The 20,523-nt window shown below is 52.0% G+C and carries 27 protein-coding genes; 17 read left to right on the top strand and 10 right to left on the bottom strand.

All coding sequences use genetic code 11. The features are described 5' to 3' along the window. The 6 genes from Fuma_RS14965 (at nucleotide 1) to Fuma_RS14935 (ending at nucleotide 4,504) form a co-directional block, all read left to right on the top strand. Nucleotides 1-744 carry an RNA ligase family protein gene (locus Fuma_RS14965; RefSeq protein ID WP_229360928.1) on the top strand — a complete coding sequence of 248 codons (744 nt, stop codon included), beginning with the start codon at nucleotides 1-3 and terminating at the stop codon, nucleotides 742-744. Continuing rightward, nucleotides 741-1,862 carry an AAA family ATPase gene (locus Fuma_RS14960; protein WP_077024833.1) on the top strand — a complete coding sequence of 374 codons (1,122 nt, stop codon included), beginning with the start codon at nucleotides 741-743 and terminating at the stop codon, nucleotides 1,860-1,862. The genes Fuma_RS14965 and Fuma_RS14960 overlap by 4 nt, the downstream gene beginning before the upstream one ends. Beyond that, nucleotides 1,859-2,251 carry an aminoacyl-tRNA hydrolase gene (pth2, locus tag Fuma_RS14955; RefSeq protein ID WP_218922447.1) on the top strand — a complete coding sequence of 131 codons (393 nt, stop codon included), beginning with the start codon at nucleotides 1,859-1,861 and terminating at the stop codon, nucleotides 2,249-2,251. Before Fuma_RS14960 ends, pth2 begins: the two co-directional genes overlap by 4 nt. 99 nt (nucleotides 2,252-2,350) lie before the next feature. Continuing rightward, nucleotides 2,351-2,755 carry a hypothetical protein gene (locus Fuma_RS14950; RefSeq protein ID WP_077024832.1) on the top strand — a complete coding sequence of 135 codons (405 nt, stop codon included), beginning with the start codon at nucleotides 2,351-2,353 and terminating at the stop codon, nucleotides 2,753-2,755. A 637-nt stretch (nucleotides 2,756-3,392) separates the two neighbouring features. Further along, on the top strand, nucleotides 3,393-3,632 hold the full coding sequence (locus Fuma_RS14940) for a hypothetical protein (protein ID WP_077024830.1): 240 nt from the start codon (nucleotides 3,393-3,395) through the stop codon (nucleotides 3,630-3,632). A gap of 23 nt (nucleotides 3,633-3,655) precedes the next feature. Beyond that, nucleotides 3,656-4,504, top strand: a complete 849-nt coding sequence (locus tag Fuma_RS14935) for a HEAT repeat domain-containing protein (RefSeq protein WP_077024829.1) — start codon at nucleotides 3,656-3,658, stop codon at nucleotides 4,502-4,504. Between the two features lie 30 nt (nucleotides 4,505-4,534). Here Fuma_RS14935 and Fuma_RS14930 read toward each other — a convergent pair whose 3' ends face one another. After that, nucleotides 4,535-5,092: a DinB family protein gene (locus Fuma_RS14930; RefSeq protein WP_077024828.1), complete on the bottom strand. Its 558-nt coding sequence runs from the start codon at nucleotides 5,090-5,092 to the stop codon at nucleotides 4,535-4,537. Between the two features lie 180 nt (nucleotides 5,093-5,272). Here Fuma_RS14930 and Fuma_RS14925 point away from each other — a divergent pair, with 180 nt between their 5' ends. From Fuma_RS14925 to Fuma_RS14890, 7 genes are read left to right on the top strand one after another with little or no spacing between them, the layout of a single operon-like run. Further along, a complete protein-coding gene (locus Fuma_RS14925; RefSeq protein ID WP_077024827.1) occupies nucleotides 5,273-6,073 on the top strand; it encodes a PhzF family phenazine biosynthesis protein in 801 nt (266 codons plus the stop codon). Further along, nucleotides 6,066-6,476, top strand: coding sequence for a GNAT family N-acetyltransferase (locus Fuma_RS14920; RefSeq protein ID WP_077024826.1), 411 nt, complete (start codon nucleotides 6,066-6,068; stop codon nucleotides 6,474-6,476). The genes Fuma_RS14925 and Fuma_RS14920 overlap by 8 nt, the downstream gene beginning before the upstream one ends. A gap of 12 nt (nucleotides 6,477-6,488) precedes the next feature. After that, nucleotides 6,489-6,905 carry a GNAT family N-acetyltransferase gene (locus tag Fuma_RS14915; protein ID WP_077024825.1) on the top strand — a complete coding sequence of 139 codons (417 nt, stop codon included), beginning with the start codon at nucleotides 6,489-6,491 and terminating at the stop codon, nucleotides 6,903-6,905. Continuing rightward, on the top strand, nucleotides 6,902-7,672 hold the full coding sequence (locus tag Fuma_RS14910) for a class I SAM-dependent methyltransferase (protein ID WP_077024824.1): 771 nt from the start codon (nucleotides 6,902-6,904) through the stop codon (nucleotides 7,670-7,672). Before Fuma_RS14915 ends, Fuma_RS14910 begins: the two co-directional genes overlap by 4 nt. After that, nucleotides 7,669-8,775 carry a GNAT family N-acetyltransferase gene (locus Fuma_RS14900; RefSeq protein ID WP_218922446.1) on the top strand — a complete coding sequence of 369 codons (1,107 nt, stop codon included), beginning with the start codon at nucleotides 7,669-7,671 and terminating at the stop codon, nucleotides 8,773-8,775. Before Fuma_RS14910 ends, Fuma_RS14900 begins: the two co-directional genes overlap by 4 nt. Then, entirely contained in the window at nucleotides 8,775-9,332 is a 558-nt protein-coding gene (locus Fuma_RS14895; protein WP_229360926.1) for a DUF1572 family protein, read from the top strand. The genes Fuma_RS14900 and Fuma_RS14895 overlap by 1 nt, the downstream gene beginning before the upstream one ends. After that, complete coding sequence (locus Fuma_RS14890; protein WP_158521003.1) at nucleotides 9,329-9,772, top strand: GNAT family N-acetyltransferase; 444 nt, start codon at nucleotides 9,329-9,331, stop codon at nucleotides 9,770-9,772. Before Fuma_RS14895 ends, Fuma_RS14890 begins: the two co-directional genes overlap by 4 nt. 5 nt (nucleotides 9,773-9,777) lie before the next feature. Here Fuma_RS14890 and Fuma_RS14885 read toward each other — a convergent pair whose 3' ends face one another. Next, complete coding sequence (locus tag Fuma_RS14885) at nucleotides 9,778-10,110, bottom strand: TfoX/Sxy family protein (RefSeq protein ID WP_218922445.1); 333 nt, start codon at nucleotides 10,108-10,110, stop codon at nucleotides 9,778-9,780. A gap of 3 nt (nucleotides 10,111-10,113) precedes the next feature. Beyond that, nucleotides 10,114-10,518 carry an SRPBCC domain-containing protein gene (locus Fuma_RS14880; protein WP_158521001.1) on the bottom strand — a complete coding sequence of 135 codons (405 nt, stop codon included), beginning with the start codon at nucleotides 10,516-10,518 and terminating at the stop codon, nucleotides 10,114-10,116. 366 nt (nucleotides 10,519-10,884) lie between these two features. Here Fuma_RS14880 and Fuma_RS14875 point away from each other — a divergent pair, with 366 nt between their 5' ends. Then, on the top strand, nucleotides 10,885-12,582 hold the full coding sequence (locus Fuma_RS14875) for an ankyrin repeat domain-containing protein (protein WP_077024820.1): 1,698 nt from the start codon (nucleotides 10,885-10,887) through the stop codon (nucleotides 12,580-12,582). Between the two features lie 345 nt (nucleotides 12,583-12,927). Here the strand turns inward: Fuma_RS14875 and Fuma_RS14865 are convergent, their stop codons facing one another. After that, entirely contained in the window at nucleotides 12,928-13,533 is a 606-nt protein-coding gene (locus tag Fuma_RS14865) for a recombinase family protein (RefSeq protein WP_077024818.1), read from the bottom strand. Between the two features lie 168 nt (nucleotides 13,534-13,701). Between Fuma_RS14865 and Fuma_RS14860 the strand changes: the two genes are divergently transcribed. Further along, nucleotides 13,702-14,178: a macro domain-containing protein gene (locus tag Fuma_RS14860; protein WP_077024817.1), complete on the top strand. Its 477-nt coding sequence runs from the start codon at nucleotides 13,702-13,704 to the stop codon at nucleotides 14,176-14,178. 238 nt (nucleotides 14,179-14,416) lie between these two features. Further along, entirely contained in the window at nucleotides 14,417-15,004 is a 588-nt protein-coding gene (locus tag Fuma_RS14855) for a hypothetical protein (RefSeq protein WP_077024816.1), read from the top strand. A gap of 67 nt (nucleotides 15,005-15,071) precedes the next feature. Here the strand turns inward: Fuma_RS14855 and Fuma_RS14850 are convergent, their stop codons facing one another. The 6 genes from Fuma_RS14850 to Fuma_RS14825 form a co-directional block, all read right to left on the bottom strand. Further along, nucleotides 15,072-15,374, bottom strand: coding sequence for a hypothetical protein (locus tag Fuma_RS14850; protein WP_077024815.1), 303 nt, complete (start codon nucleotides 15,372-15,374; stop codon nucleotides 15,072-15,074). 58 nt (nucleotides 15,375-15,432) lie between these two features. Continuing rightward, the gene (locus tag Fuma_RS14845; protein WP_077024814.1) at nucleotides 15,433-15,828 is read right to left on the bottom strand and encodes a hypothetical protein; all 396 of its coding nucleotides are present in this window, start codon (nucleotides 15,826-15,828) and stop codon (nucleotides 15,433-15,435) included. A gap of 724 nt (nucleotides 15,829-16,552) precedes the next feature. Next, nucleotides 16,553-17,446, bottom strand: a complete 894-nt coding sequence (locus Fuma_RS14840) for a replication factor C small subunit (RefSeq protein ID WP_077024813.1) — start codon at nucleotides 17,444-17,446, stop codon at nucleotides 16,553-16,555. A 90-nt stretch (nucleotides 17,447-17,536) separates the two neighbouring features. Then, nucleotides 17,537-17,842, bottom strand: coding sequence for a hypothetical protein (locus Fuma_RS14835; RefSeq protein ID WP_077024812.1), 306 nt, complete (start codon nucleotides 17,840-17,842; stop codon nucleotides 17,537-17,539). A gap of 56 nt (nucleotides 17,843-17,898) precedes the next feature. Then, nucleotides 17,899-18,315 (bottom strand): hypothetical protein, encoded by a 417-nt coding sequence (locus Fuma_RS14830; RefSeq protein ID WP_145944193.1) that lies wholly within the window; start codon nucleotides 18,313-18,315, stop codon nucleotides 17,899-17,901. 301 nt (nucleotides 18,316-18,616) lie between these two features. Next, nucleotides 18,617-19,507 (bottom strand): ArdC family protein, encoded by an 891-nt coding sequence (locus Fuma_RS14825; RefSeq protein ID WP_077024810.1) that lies wholly within the window; start codon nucleotides 19,505-19,507, stop codon nucleotides 18,617-18,619. Nucleotides 19,508-19,809: 302 nt separating this feature from the next. Between Fuma_RS14825 and Fuma_RS14820 the strand changes: the two genes are divergently transcribed. Next, entirely contained in the window at nucleotides 19,810-20,520 is a 711-nt protein-coding gene (locus tag Fuma_RS14820; protein ID WP_083732065.1) for a DUF1963 domain-containing protein, read from the top strand. Nucleotides 20,521-20,523: the final 3 nt, after the last annotated feature.

The raw sequence follows: 20,523 nt of genomic DNA, 5'->3' as shown, positions 1-20,523 counted from the left end.
ATGATGGGTACATCAAACGAAACTTTCACGAAGTATCCCCGGACACCGCATCTTTTCGGCTCGAAGGGAACTGACGATGACAAACATCTCGGTGAGGCTGAATCCAATGCCTTCATCGCTGATGAGTCATTGATCGTAGAGGAAAAGATCGACGGCACGAATGTGGGTATCCATTTCTTGAAATCCGGTGAGATGGCCCTGCAATGTCGGGGTCATCTCATCACCGAGGGAATGCATCCGCAGTACGATCTGTTCAAGTCATGGGCGGCGGTGAAGCGGCATACGCTGGAAGACCGGCTGGAAAACCGCTTCATCATGTTCGGGGAGTGGGTGTACGCTCGGCATTCCGTCTTTTACCGACAGCTTTCGCACTACTTCTTCGAGTTCGACATTTACGACAAGACGGAAGCGGCGTTTCTGGACTTGGAACAACGTCTGAAGTTGCTTAAGGGGACGGGAATCGAAACGGTCCCTGTTGTTTCAATAGGTGCGTTGAAGCGATCTTGTCTCGACGAGTTGATCGGGCCATCGAAGTTCGATAGCCGGTTCGACAATCCGTTGACGAATCAAACGGATAACCTGATGGAAGGGCTCTATCTGCGAACAGAAGCAGACGGTGTCGTGACAGGGCGGGCGAAAATGGTACGGCCTGAATTTGTTGAGAAGATTAAGCAGAGTACCCACTGGCAGCATCAGGAGATGGTGCCGAATGAATTGGCTGACGGCGTGGATATCTGGAAATGAATTGGCAGACACTTAAACAGATTCCATTGGACGACATCTTGGCTTGGGCCGAATCCCAGCCATGGTGTCGAGCAATGGCTGATTGCCTTCAGGATGCCGAATGGCATTCCGAAGGCGATGTCTGGACACACACGAAGATGGTCTGCCATCAGCTTGTGAAGCTTGAAGAATGGCCGTCGCTGACTGAACAGGAGAAGACCGTACTGATCTTCACGGCGTTGTTCCATGATGCGGCCAAACCGCTGACTTCTCAGACCGATCCCGATACAGGACGTGTGACATCCCCCAAACACGCCGTGAAAGGAGAGCATCTGGCACGAAGCATTCTTCGAGACATTGATTGTGACCTGATGACTCGGAAAGAGATCGCCCGGCTGGTTCGGTTTCACGGTCGGCCAGCATTCCTGCTGGAGCGTGATGACCCAACACATGAAGTCGTGCGGTTATCGTGGCTGGTCAACAATCGACTGCTTTACTTATTCGCATTGGCTGACACTCGTGGTCGTGATACAGATTCCATGACTCGACCTGAGGAGAACCTGCAATACTGGAAATTGACGGCGGAAGAGAGCGACTGCTATGACCAGCCGTATCCGTTTGCCAATGATCAGGCTCGATTCCTGTTCTACCGGAATACGGACCCCAATCTTCACTACGTTCCGCACGAAGACTTTTCCTGCACGGTGACGATGCTGTCAGGACTTCCGGGCAGCGGCAAGGATACATGGCTGTCACGCCATCGTGATGATCTTCCTGTTGTGTCGCTGGACGAAATTCGCAACGAAATGAAGGTCGAACCAACAGATAATCAAGGTGAAGTCGTTCAGCTTGCACGAGAACGCTGCCGTGAACATCTGCGGGCGGGAACTTCATTTGCATTCAATGCGACGAACACACAAAAGGACACTCGGCAGCGCTGGCTGGATTTGTTTGCCGACTACAATGCGGCAATTGAAATTGTTTACGTTGAGCCGCAGTTCAATCTTCTGCTTAAACAGAACAAGGGCCGCAGCAATTCAGTGCCGGAAAATGTCATCCGAAAGCTGGCGGCTAAGTGCGAACCACCGACGTGGACTGAAGCACACACCGTGATATTGACCAATGGAGAATCGAATTGACTGAGCCTACTCGGATCAAACAAGTCATCGTGATGCGACATGACCTGAAAATGCGGCGAGGCAAGCAGATCGCTCAGGGAGCACATGCTTCCATGGCGTTTCTCACCAGACGACTGCAAGAGTTGGGCACCATGTCACTCAGTGATTTCACGGACACAGAACAGGCGTGGCTCACCGAATCGTTCGCCAAAGTGTGTTGCCGAGTGAACAGCGAAGAAGAGTTAATGGAGATCCACGATAAAGCGATAGCAGCCGGGCTTCAGGTCTATTTGATTACCGACAGCGGCAAAACTGAATTCCACGGCGAGCCAACTCGCACTTGCTTGGCGGTCGGGCCGGATCTGGTTGAGAAGATCGACGTAATCACGGGCGACCTGCAATTGCTTTGATAGGCAGAAGGCGACCGACAAAGCATTACTGACCATTCTCCACAATCGGTCCCAGTAACGGACACCAACTACGAAGCCTCAACCCAAACTGAGGCAAACATGACCAAACAACCACTTCATCTGTCCGTCCTCAACCGAGGAAGCATTCAGTTTCCTCGTTATCTGATCGGAAACGACCACCGATGGTTCTGGACCGGATTCGATTGGACGGACACCGAATCCAACGCACAGCTATTCACGGACTGGAATGAAGTCGCCTCAGAAGTCCAAAAGTTGTTGTTGCAAAACCGGATCGCTGAACCGTCGTCAATTCGGTCGTTTGTGGCCCCTATCAAACTGCGGCTCGTCGGTGGTGATCATTGCTCTGTGGCAGACTTGAGTGCTTGGGCATTCAGTGCAGCCCGACTACTCATGGATCACCCAGCCGACAGCGTTGGCCCCGGAAGCAACAGTCTGGTAATCAGTTCAATTGAATGGGATCAGTTGAGCGAGGTTCGGCAATGATCGGTCGCATTTTTCTTCTGTCAGCTTTCCCGGCGATGTGGTTGAACGGCAGTTGCTCGTTCATGGCATCGATTTGGTGGGCACTGCTGGTGCTTCTATTTCTACATATCATCGATTCAAGCCGAGGGATTCGTACACTGCCATCAACCATCATGGGTAGATTCATGTTTGGAATCTGCATGTTCGTGTTCTTCCTGTTCTTCTTGCTCGGAAATGAGGCAGCAGGAAGAACTTACTGGACCTTTGCTGACTGTTTCATTGTCCCGTTCTGGATCACCGTCATTGTCACGGCGTTGTTCTGGACTTGCCTTTGGTTTGGAACTCTGATTGTCCGAAACGATCCTGAGTACCAACAATGGGCTCGGACAGGTGGGCACTATTTTTGGGACACGTTGCCACGAGTTCTAAATCCAGATTCTGAACTAATTCGGAACGGTGGATTTGCTGAGCCCACCTATTCAGGCTTCGTTCCCCCGGAAAACTGGACTCATCAATGCCCTCGGTGCTTGTCTCGTGTGCAGCACGCCGTCGATGTTTGCTGGAGGTGCAATTACGGACACGACGGTGACTCGACAGCCTACTTCGAACGGCATGGACTCTAAGGGACACCAGCTACACACGCAGAAAAGGAGCCGAAATGAGCGATGACAAGGAAAATTATCGAACGACTGAGACGCAGGCATTGAAGTGTGACTTGCTCGCCATAAACGCAGCTACGTGCCAAGACGGTAAGTACGTCCTCCTGACGATCCGAATGAATCCAAATTCGTTCAAAGTGACAGAGATCCTGATTCCGCTTTCACAAGCTCAAGATCGTCTTCAAGTTGATCTGGCCGATCTGCTGGAAAGATCCCCGGTTTTCAAAGCATCGGGATAGATACCTGTGAAACAGGAGGATGAATGGAACTACAAGAACGTGAGAATAACGGAGTGCCGAAAGAATGGCTGACGGATGAAAACCCCAACCATCGATTTCTTGCCGCCAAGGCGATCATCATGAATGATCCCACAAGAAGGGAAGTGGCTGTCGGAGTATTGGAAGAACTGCCGAACACGACTTCGCTCTTGGGGGCTCGGGTTCGCCGAGCGTTGGCGAAGTTTCAGCTTAACGTTGAAGACAAACTCGACATACTGAGAAAATGCAGCTTCAGAGAACGATTTGATTTCGTGACCAGTGAATTGCAGAAAGCGGTTGTCTCAGTCGGCAGCGTGGATTCTCCTGAAGAAGCCGACAACTGGTCCCTTGAGAAGAAGCGAACTTACTGCGAGTCGCTGCTCAGGGAATTCGCAACCTATCCACGGTATCGAGATCGCACTTCGGACGCTGCAAGCATCCTTGTTCACTTCGGCGACGTTGGGCTTCGAGTAATCCTCGACGGCACCGACGACGACGATTCTGAAGTTCGATTAGTTGCAGTCACCTGTATCTCGGAGTTGCTTCTGTCGCACTTTCAGAAGTTGATCGTTGAAATCGCTGATCTTCTCGGCCATTGGGATGAACGAGTTTCTGCCCACGTCCCACGGATGCTTTGGCGCTCAAAGGCAAAGTTCGCTATTCCAAAACTGGAGGCTTGCCTTCAACATGAGAGCAGCGATTTCGCTGCTCTTTGTGCGAAAGCAATCGCAATCATCGATCCGTCGAAAAGAGAAGAGTCGTTGCAGTTTGTCGAAGGTCTGGAGATCAATGCGTTCTACAAATCAAACCTGCTTGCTGAACTTCGTGGAGAGAAACCTTATCTCGGGCTGTGACGTCGAACTGAATGACAGGGTGATCCTGAACTATTTGTCTGGCCGGAAAGCTGATCCTTCTCGTGCCATCGAAATCAGCATCACATCTGGCAGGTCAGTTTGGCCTGCTTGTCTCAACATGTTGACCAGTTGTGCGGTCGTGTATTGAGCGTGCGTGCAGACATGAATCAGAATATCACTTCGCTGCGTTGGCAAGCGTTGCCCTGAAACGGAATTATTTTTGTAGACCGTTTCTGACAGAGACTCCGGCTCAAGAGCAGCGAGATACGCAACCCATCGCTGGTCAAGCTCTCGCCATCGTGCTCGTAACTCAGTAAGCGAAGCCATCGCCCCTTCGCCTTCCTGATTGCCGGGGAGTTTTCCACGTGCGTCACCCGGTGTCAGCGGGCTCTCATTTCCGGTGAGTGCTTCCAGCCAAACGTATTCGGCGGCGTAAAGATGAGTCAGCGTTTTCCAAATCGAGCCTTGGCCGATGGGATATGCTTGGTGCAGCTGTTCGTGATTGAGTTGCTCTGCTGTATCCAGAAGTCTGTGGTTTGCCCACCGGCGATGTTCATGCAGGCGCCTGAGCAATTCGGTCGAATTCATCTTGAGTGAACCTTCGATAAGATATGGTGTCGGATTTGTGGGCCGCTATGCGCTCAGGACAATGCTGTGGTCGAAAGGTTCGTTTAGGCGACGTTGGAGACCTTTGTGATTGGAAAGTGGCTTGATGATACTGCAACTGCCAGACGATCCTGCTGGCTCGATTCATTTAACGAGAACCACATGAAGATATTCATCGTTGATGCATTCGCTGGTCGCCCGTTCGCAGGTAATCCTGCCGCCGTCTGTTTGCTCGAAGGCGGTCATGATTCAGACTGGATGCAATCTGTTGCTTCTGAGATGAATCTGTCGGAGACCGCCTTCGTCCGCAAGCTCGACGATGGCTTTGAACTCCGCTGGTTCACGCCTGTCTTTGAAGTCGAATTGTGCGGTCATGCGACGTTGGCATCGGCTCATGTGCTCTGGATCGAGGGTCTCGTGAACCCAGATCAAGCGATCCGATTCCACACGAAAAGTGGCGTCCTGACTTGCACCAACAACGATGGGCTTGTCGAATTGGATTTCCCCGCAACACCGGCACAGGAAGCCGATCCACCTGCGGAACTCCTCGATGCTCTTGGTGTCAGACCGTCGTTTGTTGGAAGTTCCAAATTCGACAAGCTGATCGTCGTTGAGTCCGAAGAAATCGTTCGCTCCCTGAAGCCGGATTTCGGAAAACTCGGTCAGATTGCATGCCGAGGTGTGATTGTCACCAGCACGTCAGGCGATCCGAAGTTCGATTTTATCTCTCGCTTCTTCGCTCCCGCAGCGGGGGTGAACGAAGACCCTGTTACCGGATCAGCCCACTGCTGTCTGGGACCGTATTGGAGCGAGCGTTTGGGCAAAACGGAAATGACAGCGTTTCAGGCTTCGGCCCGTGGCGGCGTCGTGCGAGTTCGAGTTGCTGGTGATCGAGTTCTTCTTGGCGGGCGAGCCGTCACGGTCGTGAGAGGGGAACTTGACGCTGGAGGCGGCGATGCTTGAATCGATTGAATTTCGTGAATCGAAGGACGTGCATAGAGAATCCGTGCTGGACCTCTATCGTGCCAATCATTGGTCGTCAGCCAACAAGCCTGATCAATTGCATCAAGGACTGCTCAACTCACATTCGCTTGTGACAGCTTGGCATGGCGACAGACTCGTTGGCCTTGCCAATGCGATTTCGGACGGATTCTTGGTGGTCTACTATCCGCACGTTGTCGTTCACCCGGATTACCACCGAAAAGGCATCGGGCGAGCATTGGTGCTGCGTTTGAAAGCACGCTACGAGGGCTTTCACCAGCATTCAGTTTTGGCGGACAAAGACGCTGTTGCATTCTACGAAAGCTGTGGCTTCGAGCGTTCTGTTTGCCCGGCAATGTGGATTTACGATGGCGACGATCATTGAGGAATATGCTTAATGAAACTGGATTACCAAATTGAAACGGGAACGACGCCCGAGGAGTTCATTGATTTACTGCACAGATCGACGTTATCAGAGCGTCGTCCGGTCAATGAACCGAAGACAATCAAGGCAATGCTTCAACATGCTGACCTTATCGTGACGGCTCGTTCAGACCGATTGCTGGTCGGCGTGTCACGTGCCATCACCGACTTTGCCTACTGCACCTATCTGTCGGACCTCGCCGTCGATGTCGAGTTTCAGAAGCTCGGTATCGGGAAAGAACTGATTCGGCGGACTCACGAGGCAGCAGGACTCGGCACGACTTTGATTCTGCTCTCGGCACCCAACGCCACTTCGTATTATCCGCACATTGGAATGACAAAGCATGAGTCGTGCTGGATTACTCCACGACAAGCCGGAGGTGATGCGTGACTGACATTTGGAGTCCCAATCTCTACGACGGAAAGCACTCATTCGTCTGGAAGTTCGGTGCATCCGTCATAGAATTGCTATCCCCGCAGCCCAGCGAACGCATTCTGGATGTGGGTTGCGGCACAGGGCAACTGACGGCTCAGATCGCCGAATCGGGAGCCAGCGTTGTTGGCCTTGATAACTCACCGGCAATGATCGATGAAGCTCGCCGTCTGTTTCCTGAAATCGAATTCAGGCTGGCAGACGCTCATGACTTTCAGACCGACGAATCGTTTGACGCCGTATTCTCCAACGCCGCTCTGCATTGGATCAACGAGCCGGAAAAGGTCGTCCGATGCATCGCAGGTTCGCTGAAAACGAATGGACGGATGGCGGTTGAATTCGGTGGTCAGGGCAATGTTCGCCATCTGTCCGGTGCCATTGAAGCGACAAGCCAATCACTACTTGGTGAAGTCGTTCCGCATCCGTGGTACTTTCCGAGTATCGCCGAATTCGCCTCGTTGCTCGACAGAAACGGGTTGGAAGTCACACAGGCTGCGATGATTGATCGTCCAACACGACTCGAAGGCAGCGACGGCCTACGAAATTGGGTACGCATGTTTGGACAGCATTGGTTGACGCAGATCCCGGAAGAGAAACATGAACAGTTTCTGACGCAGGTTGAAGAGATCGCACGTCCACATCTGTTTCGAGACTCTGCGTGGTATGCCGACTACCGACGTATTCGAGTTTTGGCATTCAGGAAAGAGCGAGGTCGAAAGCAATGAGTCCACCCAATAGCGAACTCAGGATACGACAACTCGATGATGCCGACGCAAAAGAAGTGAGTGAACTGGCGGTTCGGTCGAAGGCCGTCTGGGGATATTCCACCGAGCAGATGGAAGTCTTTCGCAGAGAACTTACAATCACAGGTGAAGAGATTGATGCTCGAATTGCCTTTGGAGCGACCGCTTCCGGCAGGCTTGTTGGATACTACACCGTGGTTCTCAACAGCGATGATTCCGGTGAACTGGAACACTTGTTCGTGGACCCCACTCGCTTGAAATGCGGAATCGGTTCGATGCTGCTGCGGCACGCTCTTGCCGAATGTCAGCCCCGTGGTTTGCGATCACTTAATGTACTGAGCGACCCCAATGCCGCAGGTTTCTACGACGCCTTTGACGCAGCGTTGATTGAGTACATTCCGTCCAGCATTCCCGGACGAAGTATCCCGAAATATCGTTTTGATGTGGTGCCACCCGATTTCCTTGAAGCCACGGACATCATCGATTTTCAGAACCCCAACATTCAGGCTCTCGCTGCGGAATTGAGGGGGCAGAGCCCAGACACACTGTCACTTGCCAGATTCTGCTTTGAGTGGGTGCGTGACAACATTCAGCACAGTCTTGACTTCCAGCGAACGGAAGTCACTTGCCGAGCATCCGATGTTCGTTCAATTGGAACGGGCTACTGCTACGCCAAAAGTCATCTACTGGCAGCGTTATTGAGGGCCAACGGAATTCCAGCAGGATTCTGCTATCAGCGTTTGACGCTCAGCGGTGATCAGCCGCCGTTCTGCCTCCACGGCTTGAACGGTGTTTACCTGCCAGTGTACGGCTGGTATCGAATCGATGCCCGTGGAAACAAAGCAGGCGTTGACGCTCACTTCAGTCCCCCGGTCGAGCAACTTGCGTTCGCAACAGATGTCGATGGAGAATTTGACTTCCCGGAGATCTGGCCTGAGCCATTGTCTGTTGTGACGGACGCTCTGCAATCCGCCGAGTCCGTCCAGACGCTTGCAACCTGCCTGCCAGACGTTCTGCCCGATGAGATCGAGTCAATCTGGGAATCAGTTAATAAGAAGCCGATTGCACGAAACAGAGAGGGCTAATGATGAACGACTACGAGAACCTTGCCACCGAAATAGCGGCAAGCGCAACCGCTTCGTTTCGAGCCAACAAGAGTTGGGCGGACAATGCGATTGCTCAGGTCGCCGATGAGAAACTGCATGTTGCACTGGATGAGAATACAAACAGCATTGCGGTGATCATGAAGCACGTTGGCGGTAATCTGAAGTCCCGGTGGACTGATTTCCTGAGCACTGACGGTGAAAAGTCGTGGAGGAATCGGGACGACGAGTTCATTGATTCGTTTACGAATCGGGAAGAGATCCTCAATCACTGGGAGGAAGGATGGGCCTGCCTTTTTGCGACATTGGCAGTACTTCAGCCCGAAGACTTGTCAAAGTCAGTCACGATCCGGGGAGAAGCTCACTCGGTCCCTCTGGCAATTCACAGATCGCTGGCACACTGTGCCTACCACATCGGGCAGATCATTTTGGTAGCCAGAGTTCTCGCTGGCGACGAATGGGAAACGATCACAATCCCCAGAGGCGAATCGGGGACGTATAACCAGTCTGTCTGGGGCAAGGGGCATTACAAGAAGTGAAACTGGTCGAAATCGAAAACTCAACAGACGTTGCTGAATTCAGAGATCAACACGAATTACTGAACGCTGTCGTTGATTCGACCGTAGCGCTGTATCAGAAAGTTGGCTTTCTTCGCCCGTGGATCGGCTATCTTGCCGTCGAGAATGGTCGGGCGTTGGGGACTTGTGGCTTCAAGTCGCCCCCGGCAAACGGACAGGCGGAGATCGCCTATTTCACATTCCCGGAGCACGAGGGCAAGGGGGTTGCAACGTGGATGGCGAGACAGATTGTGAAGCGTGCTCAGGACGCTGACAACTGTGTGACCATCGCTGCCCAGACGCTGCCAGCAGAGAATGCATCAACCTCCATTCTCAGGAAACTTGGCTTCAGGTTCATCGGCACCGTTGAGCACGACGAGGACGGCACGGTTTGGGAGTGGAAACTAACGTCCGACGTTTGACGAAATCATTTCGGCGGCAATGATCTGACGAACCTGACGGCTCGCTCGACCCATGCCTTGAGGTCTTCATCCGACTCGATACCGGCGGGTTCAACTCTGGCCCAGCCTTTCATCACCTTGCCGGTGATATCCATTGGCTTCACATGCGGCTCACATTGAGTCTCGTCGTGCTTTTCCTTTTCGAGCCGTACAATCAGCGACCCTTTCCACGGACCAACGCACATATTCCCGTTGATCATGAAAGCAACGCCGCCGAACATCTTCTTCTCCGAGTAGCCCTTACGGCGCTTCATCAGCGGACGGATTCGGGCGACCAATACTTCATCGATGTTTCTCACGCTCTAATCCTTGTCAGCCAAGACACCGAAGTATTTCTGCATCGGTGCAAAGCAGTGCGTCCTCCAACCGGGTTCATGGCTGGCTTGGTCGTTCGGCACATTGGTGTGAGCGAGCGTGATCTTTGTGCCGCCTTCGACTGGCTCGAATGTGACTTCGATCTGCGAATCGGCGTCCGAATCTTTGTAACTTGAACCTCTCCACGATTGAACGATTCGTTTGCCCGGTTCCAGTTTGAGATACTTTCCGCTGATGTACCCGTCCCATGCATCGAATGGATCACCGACAATTGCCGTTGAGTGTGCCGGACTGCCTGTCATCTTCGTGTGGCCGTCACTGTTGAGCCATGCATCGTAGATTTCTTTAGGCGATGCCGGAATGACAGCAGAGACGGTGAATTCAATCGTCATTTTCGAGTTCCTTTGCTGTTGAACGTCCTGCTCGCTGATTCTGGCACACGACAACGATGATTCCAACCGACGTGCCATGGATGTATTACAGGTCGAAGGTAGAGTTCGCCATTCCAAAACCTGAGGCTTGCCTTGCTCACGAGAGCAGAGAACTCGCTGCCCGAAACTTAAATTACAGAAGCCTGTGGCTTAGCCACTGACGATGTAGGTAAAGGCGGCGAAGCAAATCAGACGGATTCATGTGAGGCGAACCTTCGATAAAATGGTGTTTCGAGGATGCGAGGCAGTATGCGATCAGGGCATTGCTGGCCCCGAAAGATTCATGCAGAAGCCAGAGCGCTTTGGGATTGGGAGCAACGATAGCCTATGGATATCCACCTATTTACATCAAATGGTGATATTGAAGCGGTACAGGAAGAGCTACAAAAAAGCGTTCCTGTGGATTCCCGTGATGAGCGTGACTTCACGCCGCTGGCCTATGCAGCGAGCAGTCCAGACGCTGATGAATCCCTGCTCAGGCTACTTCTCGACTCGGGAGCGGATGTTAATGCACCCGTCGATCAAGGGAAGAAATCACCGTTCGATCTGGCTGCGTGTTCAGGCAGTTCGGGAAAGGTCATGCTGCTTGCAAATGCCGGAGCGAACGTGGATTTCGTTTCCCCAAGCGGCTACACCGTTGTCGTCAATATCATGTACAGCCTTTTCGATAGCGATGATCTCGTGCCGATGATCAAGTTGTTGGTGAGTTTAGGTGCGGACACTGATACCGAAACGCAATATGGTGAGTCGCCGTTGAGTGTATCTTCCCGTTTCGGTCGATTTGACGCTGTGCAAGCTTTGCTCGAAGCTGGGGCCGATCCATCTCGACTTCAGTGGACGGAGCCAATGAATGCTGTCGCCCTGCGCTCAATCGACGACCTGAAGCAGCTTTTTCCTATTGGCGACAGCGGCCTTGAGCAACGTGATCGATGGGGACGCACACCTTGGTTGTTGGCGTCAGTTGTTGGAGACATCGAGAAGGCAACATTCTTGCTATCCGCCGGGGCTAATATCGAAGATCGAGAACGTGGTGGATCAACCGCTCTGGCAATCTGCGCTTCACGAGGCAATGCCGAGATGCTTTCGTGGCTGATCAGTTCTGGAGCCGAGATTGAAGCTGTCGATGATGCTCAGAACACGCCCCTAATGCTTGCGGCACAGGAAGGTCACGATGGTTGCGTGAGGGTGCTGCTGGACGCAGGTGCGAAGACGAATCGGAAGAACGAATACGATGACAGTACGATGTCGATGGCTTCGACTGAGCAGGTGATGCGTTTGCTTATCGCTGCGGGCGAAGACATCGGTGAAATCAACACTGAGTTGAAACGGATACTTCTTGGACTCGAAGGGGGCAAGCCACTGAATATCAGCGAAGCCGAATACAGACTCGGTTGTCGCCCACGGTATGGGAAATCTAACCCAGAGGTGATCGATGTTGCGTTTTGGCACGAGATGGTGCGATGCGGGATCTCGGCATACGAGGCGAAGTCGCAGTTTGGCGACGAGGACAACATGGCAGAAGCTACGTGGTGCTTTAGCAGATATGGAGTCTCATTCACGGAGCTACCTAATGGCCGATTCGTGCAAATTGGTGGCGAGCACGAAGACTTCTACGACCCGGATTTCTGCATCTACAACGACGTTCTGATTCACGAACGTGGTGGTCAGATTCAGATCATGGGCTACCCCAAAGAAGTCTTCCCTCCCACGGACTTCCATTCAGCCACGTTCATTGACGGATTCATCTACATCGTTGGCAGTTTGGGTTACCACGGTGAAAGAAAATTTGGCACTACGCTGGTTTACCGATTGAACTGCGAAACATGGGCCATTGAGTCGATTCCAACAACCGGAGCAAGCCCCGGATGGATTCATGATCATAAAGCGATGTTGCAGGAGCCACACGTTCTGTCGATCTCTGGCGGAAAAGTCTGTATCGAAACGAATGGGCATGAAGAACTCGTGGAAAACAGTGAGATTTACCTACTGAATCTGACATGCGGTGAGTGGACTCGCAAGACTTAAGTCGGATGTCGATCATTGAGCCGCCGAATTTGTTTTGGCGGCGGCGATTTTTCGATCTTCGAATTGTTTTTGTGTTTACGCCATGCGGCTGTGTCAGGCCGATGGCGATAAAACAACTTTTGTATCGCCCGTTGCGATCCGTCGAAAATCTGGCGGCGGCGATTTTGGGAATCCGATTTGTCTGAAACAACCAGCGCATAGGGCGGTCGAAAAACGTTGTTCGATAAAAAAGAGACTCATGCGTAGTGTCTCCCGAGCGTACGACGGGGACTTACTTCACCAACTTTCCGTTATTAATTGTTGGATTGTTGGTTTTGCTACCCGAACTCGGATGAGCCACGCCAATCAAACAATCGGTTCAACTTCTCGCAGCACACGGTAGATCGTTGGGCGTGACAGCCCCGTCACTCGTGCGATCTGCGTGATCTTGCGGCCTGCGGATTTCATCTCGTGGATTGCGTTGACCTGATCGACCGTCACTTTCCAACGCCATCCCTTGTCGCTGCCGCCCCACGTCTTTCCTCGCTTGCGTGCTGCTGCCTGACCTGCGGCAACTCTCTCGGCTCTGATCTCGGTCTCGTACTCGGCGACACTCGCCAATATGCGTGCGTGCAATCGACCGGCTGGTGATGCCAAGCTGAACCCATCCTTCATGCTGACCAGATCAACGCCACGTGAGTGAAGCTCGTCGAACAGTTGGCAGAGTCCCTTCGTTGTTCGGCCAAGTCTATCGAGCCGCCAGACAACGATGCGGTCAAGCTTGCCTGCTCTCAAGGCTTCCATCATTTTGTCCATGCCCGGTCGAGCCATGGTGCGGCCCGTGAACGTGTCTTTGAAGTAGACCACTGGTTCACCGTGTGCTTCAGCCCAACGCTCAAGGTCAGGCATCTGGCTGCGGTGATCTTGCTGTCGGCTGCTGATCCTCGAATAGATTGCTGTCTTCTTCGCCATGTTTCCTACTCCGCTGACTGGTGAACTCAGCGATGTAGTTGGTGTCCGTTAATGTAAACTGTCAATTTTGCTCGACCCGTTACAGTTCCAGTCTCATGGATTTCGGGGCATCTGATCGATTCCACACCAGAATCTGAACATTACTGACACTTTACAAATTGAAGAACAATGATGTCCATCAACTACCTCGAAGGCGACGCCACCCAGCCGGTTGGCGATGGGCCGAAGATCATCGTCCACGTATGCAACGATATCGGCGGTTGGGGGAAGGGCTTCGTTGTCGCTATCTCGAAACGATGGAAAGAACCGGAAGCGGAGTACCGACGCTGGCACAAAGAAGATGGTGCCCAACCGTTTGAGCTTGGCGAGGTTCAGTTCGTCAAAGCAGAAGACGGCCTCTGGGTTGCCAACTTGATCGGCCAGCACGGGCTCCGTCGCAAGGAAGGGCAAGCTCCAGTCAGATATGCGGCTATCGAGCGTGGGCTTCAGTCCGTTGGCAAATTTGCCGCAGAGTATTCCGCATCTGTTCACATGCCGAGAATCGGCTGTGGCTTGGCGGGCGGGCAATGGGAAGAGATCGAGCCATTGATCGAAAAGGCATTGCTCAATCGTGACATCGAAACATATGTCTACGATTTCGGCTGACTTTGTGGTGACAAAAAGACCACAACGGTGTTGTCACCTATTTGTCGCATTTGAGGCTTTGGTTTTTTCGGGGTTTCAGGGAACGACTCCGGCTGAAATTCTGACTATCCATTTTTGTCACTAACTGGTGTCCGCTAGAGTCAGCGGAATCGAATTTCTGTTGGTACTGACGGATCAGCAGGTACAATGCTGTTGGCCTGTCAATTCTTTGAATGGCTGTCCTTCATGGAGATCCCCAATGACACAGTTGAGGCATATTCGCTGGCTGGCGCTGTGCCTCGTGCTGATCCTCGGGGGCCTAACATATTTCACTGGGACTCCCATTCCGCTTTGGCACTTCGAAGAACTCAACAATCCGGTTGCAGTTACATCAGCGACGGCAAACGCCCTGATTCTTGAGGATGGAGTTGAAGTGACGTTGCCATTCATCAGTGAGATCCCGTACGACAGCCCATTGTTCAAAGCTGCGATCACGGAAGGCGTCGAGATCAATGAAGACGGGGCAGCATTGGGATTGATGTGGCTGGACCGCAATTGCGGTCTTGATCCAGTCGTGTGGCGCAAAGTCCGAGTTAACCTCAGTGATCTTGCTGGTGCCTTGCATCCGTCCGGGATTGACGAATCAATCGTTCACCCAGAAGCGATTGAGCATTTGGCAGTATACAAACGAATTGACTACGAGCCATCAAGTCGCAGTCATAAGAAGAATCACTTGACGCTCTGGGACCGAAGCAACATGCAGGCTGTTCGTCGGCAGTTTGAGTTTTCAGCAACGCTGGCAAATCCGACACCCCTTGACAATGCGGCGTTGACTCCCCGACATTGAATTAGCTGGTGTCCGCACACAGTTGCCAAGGGTGTTGCTCAAGCAAAGAAGATGGCAAAGAATTGATCTAATAATCAGTCGCCAAGAGCAAGCATGTGCTACTTCGATCTTCTTCCGTGATCACGTACAGCTTCACAGACTTTGAAGTGTGGTAGACGCTGAGAATCCTGAAGCCGACTTGCAGAGCCTCTTCGTTTGCCAGAGCATCATCGGCACATACATCGCCCCAATCGCCGGTGTGGTGCCGGTGGATGAATGTGTCTGCTGTTTCACCGGATTCTTCGAGGGCCTCGATGGCTCCCGGAGTGGCAACGACTTGTCCCAATTCAAACTTTGGGTCGTTGTCGTTGTTTTTGTTTGGTGCGATCATATTTGATTCCTGTTCCCTGCCGTTCATCGGCTGTAGACACCGATGTAGTTGGTGTCCGTCATTCACACTCGCATTCAAATTCAGTTGGACAAACGCCATCGATACAGCCACCGGTGTACTTGCATGGAAACGGTGTGGCCGAGCCTTCCTGCCCGTAGATCATGATGTGATCGAGATCCAGCACCTGCCCCGATGGGCCGTAGTGACACGATTCAGAATCGTAGTCACCGAGGTTTTCTTCTTCGACGACGATGTGATGGCTGTGCTTTTCGTCATCCGCCAATTCGTCGATTGCGTCAGACATGCTCCCAGCTTCGACAACCAAGTAGAACGACGAATAGGAGCCACCGATTTCAATCAGCCATGTTTTCCCGAACCATCCACCCGGATTGATGACAGCAATGTCGCTGAGTTCGTGCCCGTGAAAATTGGTGTTGGCTTTGACTTGGCACATTTAAGGACTCCAGCAAGTGAAAGTGTTGTTTGCACCTTCGTAGCCGGTGTCCGTTACAATCTGGCGATTGCGCTGGCGAGGCTTTGCAGGAGAGTTCCGTTGAAAACACGAGGATGGTTCCCTGATGAGGAAAAGGAGGCTCGGTGTCTTGCACTCCCGGAGTTTGCAACTGCACCGGGAACGTTCTTGTGCCTTCACTTTTCTGAAGGGCACTTCAATGACATGCCTGCACTTGAAAGGAGTTTGAAGAAGATCGCCGAAGATCGAGAGCAGAGATTGATCATTGCTCGACCAGCGCAACCAATTCGGTCGTGGTTTGGGTTCAGGCAGCAAACTGCAATCGGCTGGCTGATGAAATGTGGCATGAGCAGGGAACAAGCTAAAGCGACTATCGAGTCGCTTGGTGTGCATGTTCGCCCAATATTACCTCAAAACGCAGGTGATGCTCGTGGCCTTCTTGGCATCGCTGCTGCGTTCCATGAACAGCCAGACATCTTAGTTTACACCACTTGCGGAATGTCCCCGAATGGAATGCAAGCAGCCCACAACTTCGTTGAAAGTCATCGAGATGGTCGATGTGCGATACACGTTTTGCCATCGCCGGTGTCGATCCCTTCAATGGGTTTGCAGAACATAAGTCGATTTTGTCCAACATCCGCAACGTGTGTTGAACTTTCAGAATCAGCCGCCTGAATACCCGTGTCCGCCAAATAGCCGGTGTCCGCTATGCACCTTTCTTCATTCGGTTGATCGCCCGATAAAACGTTGCCCTCGACTTCTTCGTTTTGTCGCAAAAGTACCGCTGTTGTTCAGACACTGAATCAGGAAATTTGGCTTGAGCCTCTGCCAGTAACCGTTCTTGTTGCTCATGGTTGTTGAGTCGTTTCGTCGCCGACACCGGTCGTCCAAGATTTTGCATCTGAGCAAGAACGACTGGACGCCAGTCCGTGTTGTTCTCAGTGCAAAACTTGTAGATGCGAATCGCTGGTGTCAGCAGTCGCATTGACAATTGCTTCTCGTCACCGTGTTGCTCTATAAAGTCAACGATTTCTTCGGCGGCTTCAGGAGGGCAACCGGGGTAGCCGTTCTCACTCATCACACGAAACTGTTCGATGATCTCCGGGTTGGTCAGATCCATTCGGTAGACCAAACAGCGTGAAACAACAGCGTCGAAGATCGGGCACTTCTTTGGAACTTTGTTCGCACAGAAGATGAACCGTGACGTGGTTTCAAATCGAGCGGGGAGATCAGGTGGCAAAGTGCTGCTGTTGTACGTCACCAATCGGTTTGGTTGGCCGAACAAGGCACTGCGAAGGAGTCCTAGTGCCGGTCCTGATTTGTTGTAAAGCTCATCGCAATCGTCGATATAAACTATTTTTTCGGATTTTGAGTTTTCCCAAAGCAACCGATACAAAGCCAACGGCGTTGTATGCGAATTGTACGTCACAACGTCTTGTCCTTCGTCACGAAGGACGTTTGTGATGGTTCGGGACTTGCCGGTTCCACCCTGTGAAATCACAAACAGGGCGTGATATTGGCTCTGAGCAATCATTCGCACCATGTTTGCCAAGTGCTCCTGTTTCTCTTCGACTCGTGTTCGTGGGCGTTCGATTTGCATGGCAGGCTCTCTGTAGATAGCGACGTTGATTTTGAGGCCACTCCAAAAGTTGGAGTTGGCATTCATTGACAACCACGTAGTTGGTGTCCGTTATTCCAACCAGACTTTGTGAAAGCCCTCCCGGTCGATCCAGTAGCCGTAGCCACCGTTGTCACACGTACCGTTCTGCTCGACCAGTTCAAAGGCTCGGTCAGCCAGCACGTCATGTGGCAGTTCGTTGATCCGCTTTCGTTCAGCATCAGCAGCCCGTTTGGCGTGATCCATTCCTGCCTTCTCGTAGACCGCATCGAACTTGTCGTCTGTGATCGCTGCGATCAGATCTTCACGATTCCAGTCGTCGAGTTTTTCACGAATCTCTGACCAGCCTTCTGCGGTGATTGATATTTCCCACGCCATCGTTTGCTCCCGTTCCAAATGTTGGAGTTGCCTTTCGATGAGGTAGCTGGTGTCCGTTATTCCAAACCCATTGCCTCCCTTCCCACGTATTGGCCGTAATCGTCGATTCCCAAGACGATGAAGATCGAGTTTTGCAGCGATGTGGCTGCATCCCAGAGGTCGTCAGCCGAATGATCTTCAGTCGCCTTGAATTCAGTGTCGCCAAGTCGCTTCAGCAGCACGCAGAGCGAATGTGGCGATATCTCGCAGGTGCCGTTGTCATAAACATCCGTGCCCTTGATGAAAGACGCCTCAAGGTGAGCATCGATGCCCAGACTGACGCACTGAGCAATCGCAACCCACTCGACCTTACAACGAATCTTCATGGTGAACGGGTCGCTGTCAGTGGCTTCGATGGCTTTCAGGACAGTTGAATAGGGGACGCTTACCAGTTGGCAATTTACGATCGTGTTTTCAATTTGAACGTCGGACATGGTTTTCTCCGTCAGTTGTTGGTTGTGTCTGACGAAGTAGTTGGTGTCCGTCAAAGTTGAAAAACCAATCAGGACGCACCAGTGATCAATAGCGGCTTGAAGCTTCGCAGAGGCAGTGATCTTAAGCGGCTGCTGCACAGTCCAGCCAACTCGATTCATGCTGCTTGATAGGCGTCAAAGCCAAGCGGCGACTCGATCAGTGATGTCGTCCTTCTCGGTGTGTCCCGATCGGAACGACGCTGTAGTTGGTGTCCGTTGAGATAATGCAGCGACTCCGTTCGCTGCCATGACAACACACCACTCAAACAACAATTGCCGCTTCTCGGACTTCGGCATCTTGCTTGCTGCAAGCCAGCAGCCAATCAACTGCCTTGCTGGCTTGCGACGATGCCTTGAAGATGAACTTTGGATCGTCGTTCATTCCACTGAGCCAGTGTTTGAGGTACGAAACATGATTGGATTGATCTGAGATCGGCAGGCCAAGTTCTACCATCATCAGGACACTTCCGAGTTCTGCGATCAATTCACCCATCGCATAGCCTTCGTTCTTTCGATTCCAGTTCAGACGACTCTCATTCTCGGTGAAGTGAACGTGTTCATGGAAAGCCGTTTCGTAGAAAGCCTCTGCTGAATCAAAGCGTTCACGGTGAGGCAACTGGATGTAGTCTTCTTTTGACGAGTAGAAGGCTTCGCTTCCGCCGTATCGAATGTCGGCACCGATGTCCTCGATAAGCCGATCGGCGTTTTCGTAGTTTTCAAACGGCACGCCCGTTTCTGGCTCGTCGCTGACTTGAAATTGCTCAAGAGTTGTTTGATCGGCGTTGAAAACTTTGAAAGATCGCATGACGAAGAAGGAATCGTCAACTTCGTTACCGGTGTCGTCGATCTTCGTGCGGTCAACAGGTCGGTACAGGACAACAGTCGTCGCTTTCGATCCCTTCAGAACGCTGCCGTTCTGTTTCTTGATTTGATTGAACGTGGCCCAATACTTGGAACGAAAGTTGTTCTTCATCGCCGAGCACATCAAGATCAACTGGTTGATTCCTCGGTAGGGCTTGCCCGAAGACAAACTGGTGTGAAGCCCCGATGCATTCGGATCACATGACCATGGTTTTCGCCAAGGAGGAAGGTCGCCAGTGGTCAGTGCTTCGATGATCGTGTTCGTGATTTCGGTGTGAAGTGCGTTGGGCATGAGCGTCTCCAAGTGTGGTGTGTTTGACGCTCAAGTAGTTGGTGTCCGTTATTTGGCTGGACTACCGTTTTCCTTTCTCGTGGGAAATGCGACTGGGTTTCAAGCAGCCGTTTGTCGCACCTTTTTGTTTCAGAGGATTGACACCTAAAGGCCGGTTTCTACCCGTGGCCCAAACACCCGAAAATTAAAGAACATGCGGCGATGCAGAAGATCGTTGTCGCAATTTCCACAAAATGTGCTGCCTCAGAGAGAGACAGGCGACAGGCAGTGTCATAGAAGTGAAGGACACCTGCTAAACTGACATGAAAACGACTAAGGAAGCAGCCATGCCAAAGAAGCAAGTAATCGAATTCAACGAAGCCAACTCGCCCATCACCGAGCCGGTGACGAAGTTTGGTGGTCAACCAGTTTGGATCGACGAGCCTGCTTGGCCGCTAAGCAAAGAAACCGGCAATCAGATGCGATTCATTGGACAAGTTGAACTGCGTGAAGAGTACGGGTTCACCACGCCAGCAAAGATGGCCTACCTGTTCATGACGGAAGAGGAAGACGACAGCTTTATAGACGGCACGTATGAGCCCGATGGTGGCGAGAATGCTGTTGTTCTCCAGCCGGGAACTTCACGGACACCAACTGCGAACAAGACAGATGGCCCAACGCTGTTCAAGATGGTCCAAGTGGAAGGAAAGGATCGACTTCAGAAGCAAACCTGCGAATTCGCTGTCAAGTTGGTCGAGTCTGACGATATCGAGTTTGTCACCGAAGACGAGCGATTCAAGATGTCCGAGGAAGATGCAGAAGCAGCCACTGGGAAACTCGATGAAAACAAAATCGGTGGATCGCCTGTCTTCATGCAAGGCGATGAATTCCCGTTTGAAGGACCATGCCAACTGTTGCTTCAGCTTGATTCATGCAGCGTCCCATTCTCGATCAACTTTGGCGATGCCGGTGTCGGCTACGCATTTTTGAACGAAGCTGGTGATGAAGCAAAGTTTTTGTGGCAGTGTGGGTAGGGC

Origin of the sequence: Fuerstiella marisgermanici, assembly GCF_001983935.1 — a bacterium.
GTDB lineage: Bacteria > Planctomycetota > Planctomycetia > Planctomycetales > Planctomycetaceae > Fuerstiella > Fuerstiella marisgermanici.
The sequence above is the reverse complement of the archived record's forward strand: the minus strand, read 5'-3'. Positions and strand labels throughout refer to the sequence as shown.

Bases quoted from the DNA above. Each gene is read 5' to 3' on its own strand.
- Fuma_RS14845 (WP_077024814.1), bottom strand. From the start codon at position 15,828: ATGTGCCAAGTCAAAGCCAACACCAATTTTCACGGGCACGAACTCAGC.
- Fuma_RS14950 (WP_077024832.1), top strand. From the start codon at position 2,351: ATGACCAAACAACCACTTCATCTGTCCGTCCTCAACCGAGGAAGCATT.
- Fuma_RS14820 (WP_083732065.1), top strand. From the start codon at position 19,810: ATGAAAACGACTAAGGAAGCAGCCATGCCAAAGAAGCAAGTAATCGAA.
- Fuma_RS14930 (WP_077024828.1), bottom strand. From the start codon at position 5,092: ATGAATTCGACCGAATTGCTCAGGCGCCTGCATGAACATCGCCGGTGG.
- Fuma_RS14840 (WP_077024813.1), bottom strand. From the start codon at position 17,446: ATGCAAATCGAACGCCCACGAACACGAGTCGAAGAGAAACAGGAGCAC.
- Fuma_RS14935 (WP_077024829.1), top strand. From the start codon at position 3,656: ATGGAACTACAAGAACGTGAGAATAACGGAGTGCCGAAAGAATGGCTG.
- Fuma_RS14965 (WP_229360928.1), top strand. From the start codon at position 1: ATGATGGGTACATCAAACGAAACTTTCACGAAGTATCCCCGGACACCG.
- Fuma_RS14900 (WP_218922446.1), top strand. From the start codon at position 7,669: ATGAGTCCACCCAATAGCGAACTCAGGATACGACAACTCGATGATGCC.
- Fuma_RS14925 (WP_077024827.1), top strand. From the start codon at position 5,273: ATGAAGATATTCATCGTTGATGCATTCGCTGGTCGCCCGTTCGCAGGT.
- Fuma_RS14850 (WP_077024815.1), bottom strand. From the start codon at position 15,374: ATGATCGCACCAAACAAAAACAACGACAACGACCCAAAGTTTGAATTG.
- Fuma_RS14855 (WP_077024816.1), top strand. From the start codon at position 14,417: ATGACACAGTTGAGGCATATTCGCTGGCTGGCGCTGTGCCTCGTGCTG.
- Fuma_RS14940 (WP_077024830.1), top strand. From the start codon at position 3,393: ATGAGCGATGACAAGGAAAATTATCGAACGACTGAGACGCAGGCATTG.
- Fuma_RS14915 (WP_077024825.1), top strand. From the start codon at position 6,489: ATGAAACTGGATTACCAAATTGAAACGGGAACGACGCCCGAGGAGTTC.
- Fuma_RS14865 (WP_077024818.1), bottom strand. From the start codon at position 13,533: ATGGCGAAGAAGACAGCAATCTATTCGAGGATCAGCAGCCGACAGCAA.
- Fuma_RS14860 (WP_077024817.1), top strand. From the start codon at position 13,702: ATGATGTCCATCAACTACCTCGAAGGCGACGCCACCCAGCCGGTTGGC.
- Fuma_RS14830 (WP_145944193.1), bottom strand. From the start codon at position 18,315: ATGTCCGACGTTCAAATTGAAAACACGATCGTAAATTGCCAACTGGTA.
- Fuma_RS14895 (WP_229360926.1), top strand. From the start codon at position 8,775: ATGATGAACGACTACGAGAACCTTGCCACCGAAATAGCGGCAAGCGCA.
- Fuma_RS14960 (WP_077024833.1), top strand. From the start codon at position 741: ATGAATTGGCAGACACTTAAACAGATTCCATTGGACGACATCTTGGCT.
- Fuma_RS14835 (WP_077024812.1), bottom strand. From the start codon at position 17,842: ATGGCGTGGGAAATATCAATCACCGCAGAAGGCTGGTCAGAGATTCGT.
- Fuma_RS14880 (WP_158521001.1), bottom strand. From the start codon at position 10,518: ATGACGATTGAATTCACCGTCTCTGCTGTCATTCCGGCATCGCCTAAA.
- Fuma_RS14920 (WP_077024826.1), top strand. From the start codon at position 6,066: ATGCTTGAATCGATTGAATTTCGTGAATCGAAGGACGTGCATAGAGAA.
- Fuma_RS14825 (WP_077024810.1), bottom strand. From the start codon at position 19,507: ATGCCCAACGCACTTCACACCGAAATCACGAACACGATCATCGAAGCA.
- Fuma_RS14875 (WP_077024820.1), top strand. From the start codon at position 10,885: ATGGATATCCACCTATTTACATCAAATGGTGATATTGAAGCGGTACAG.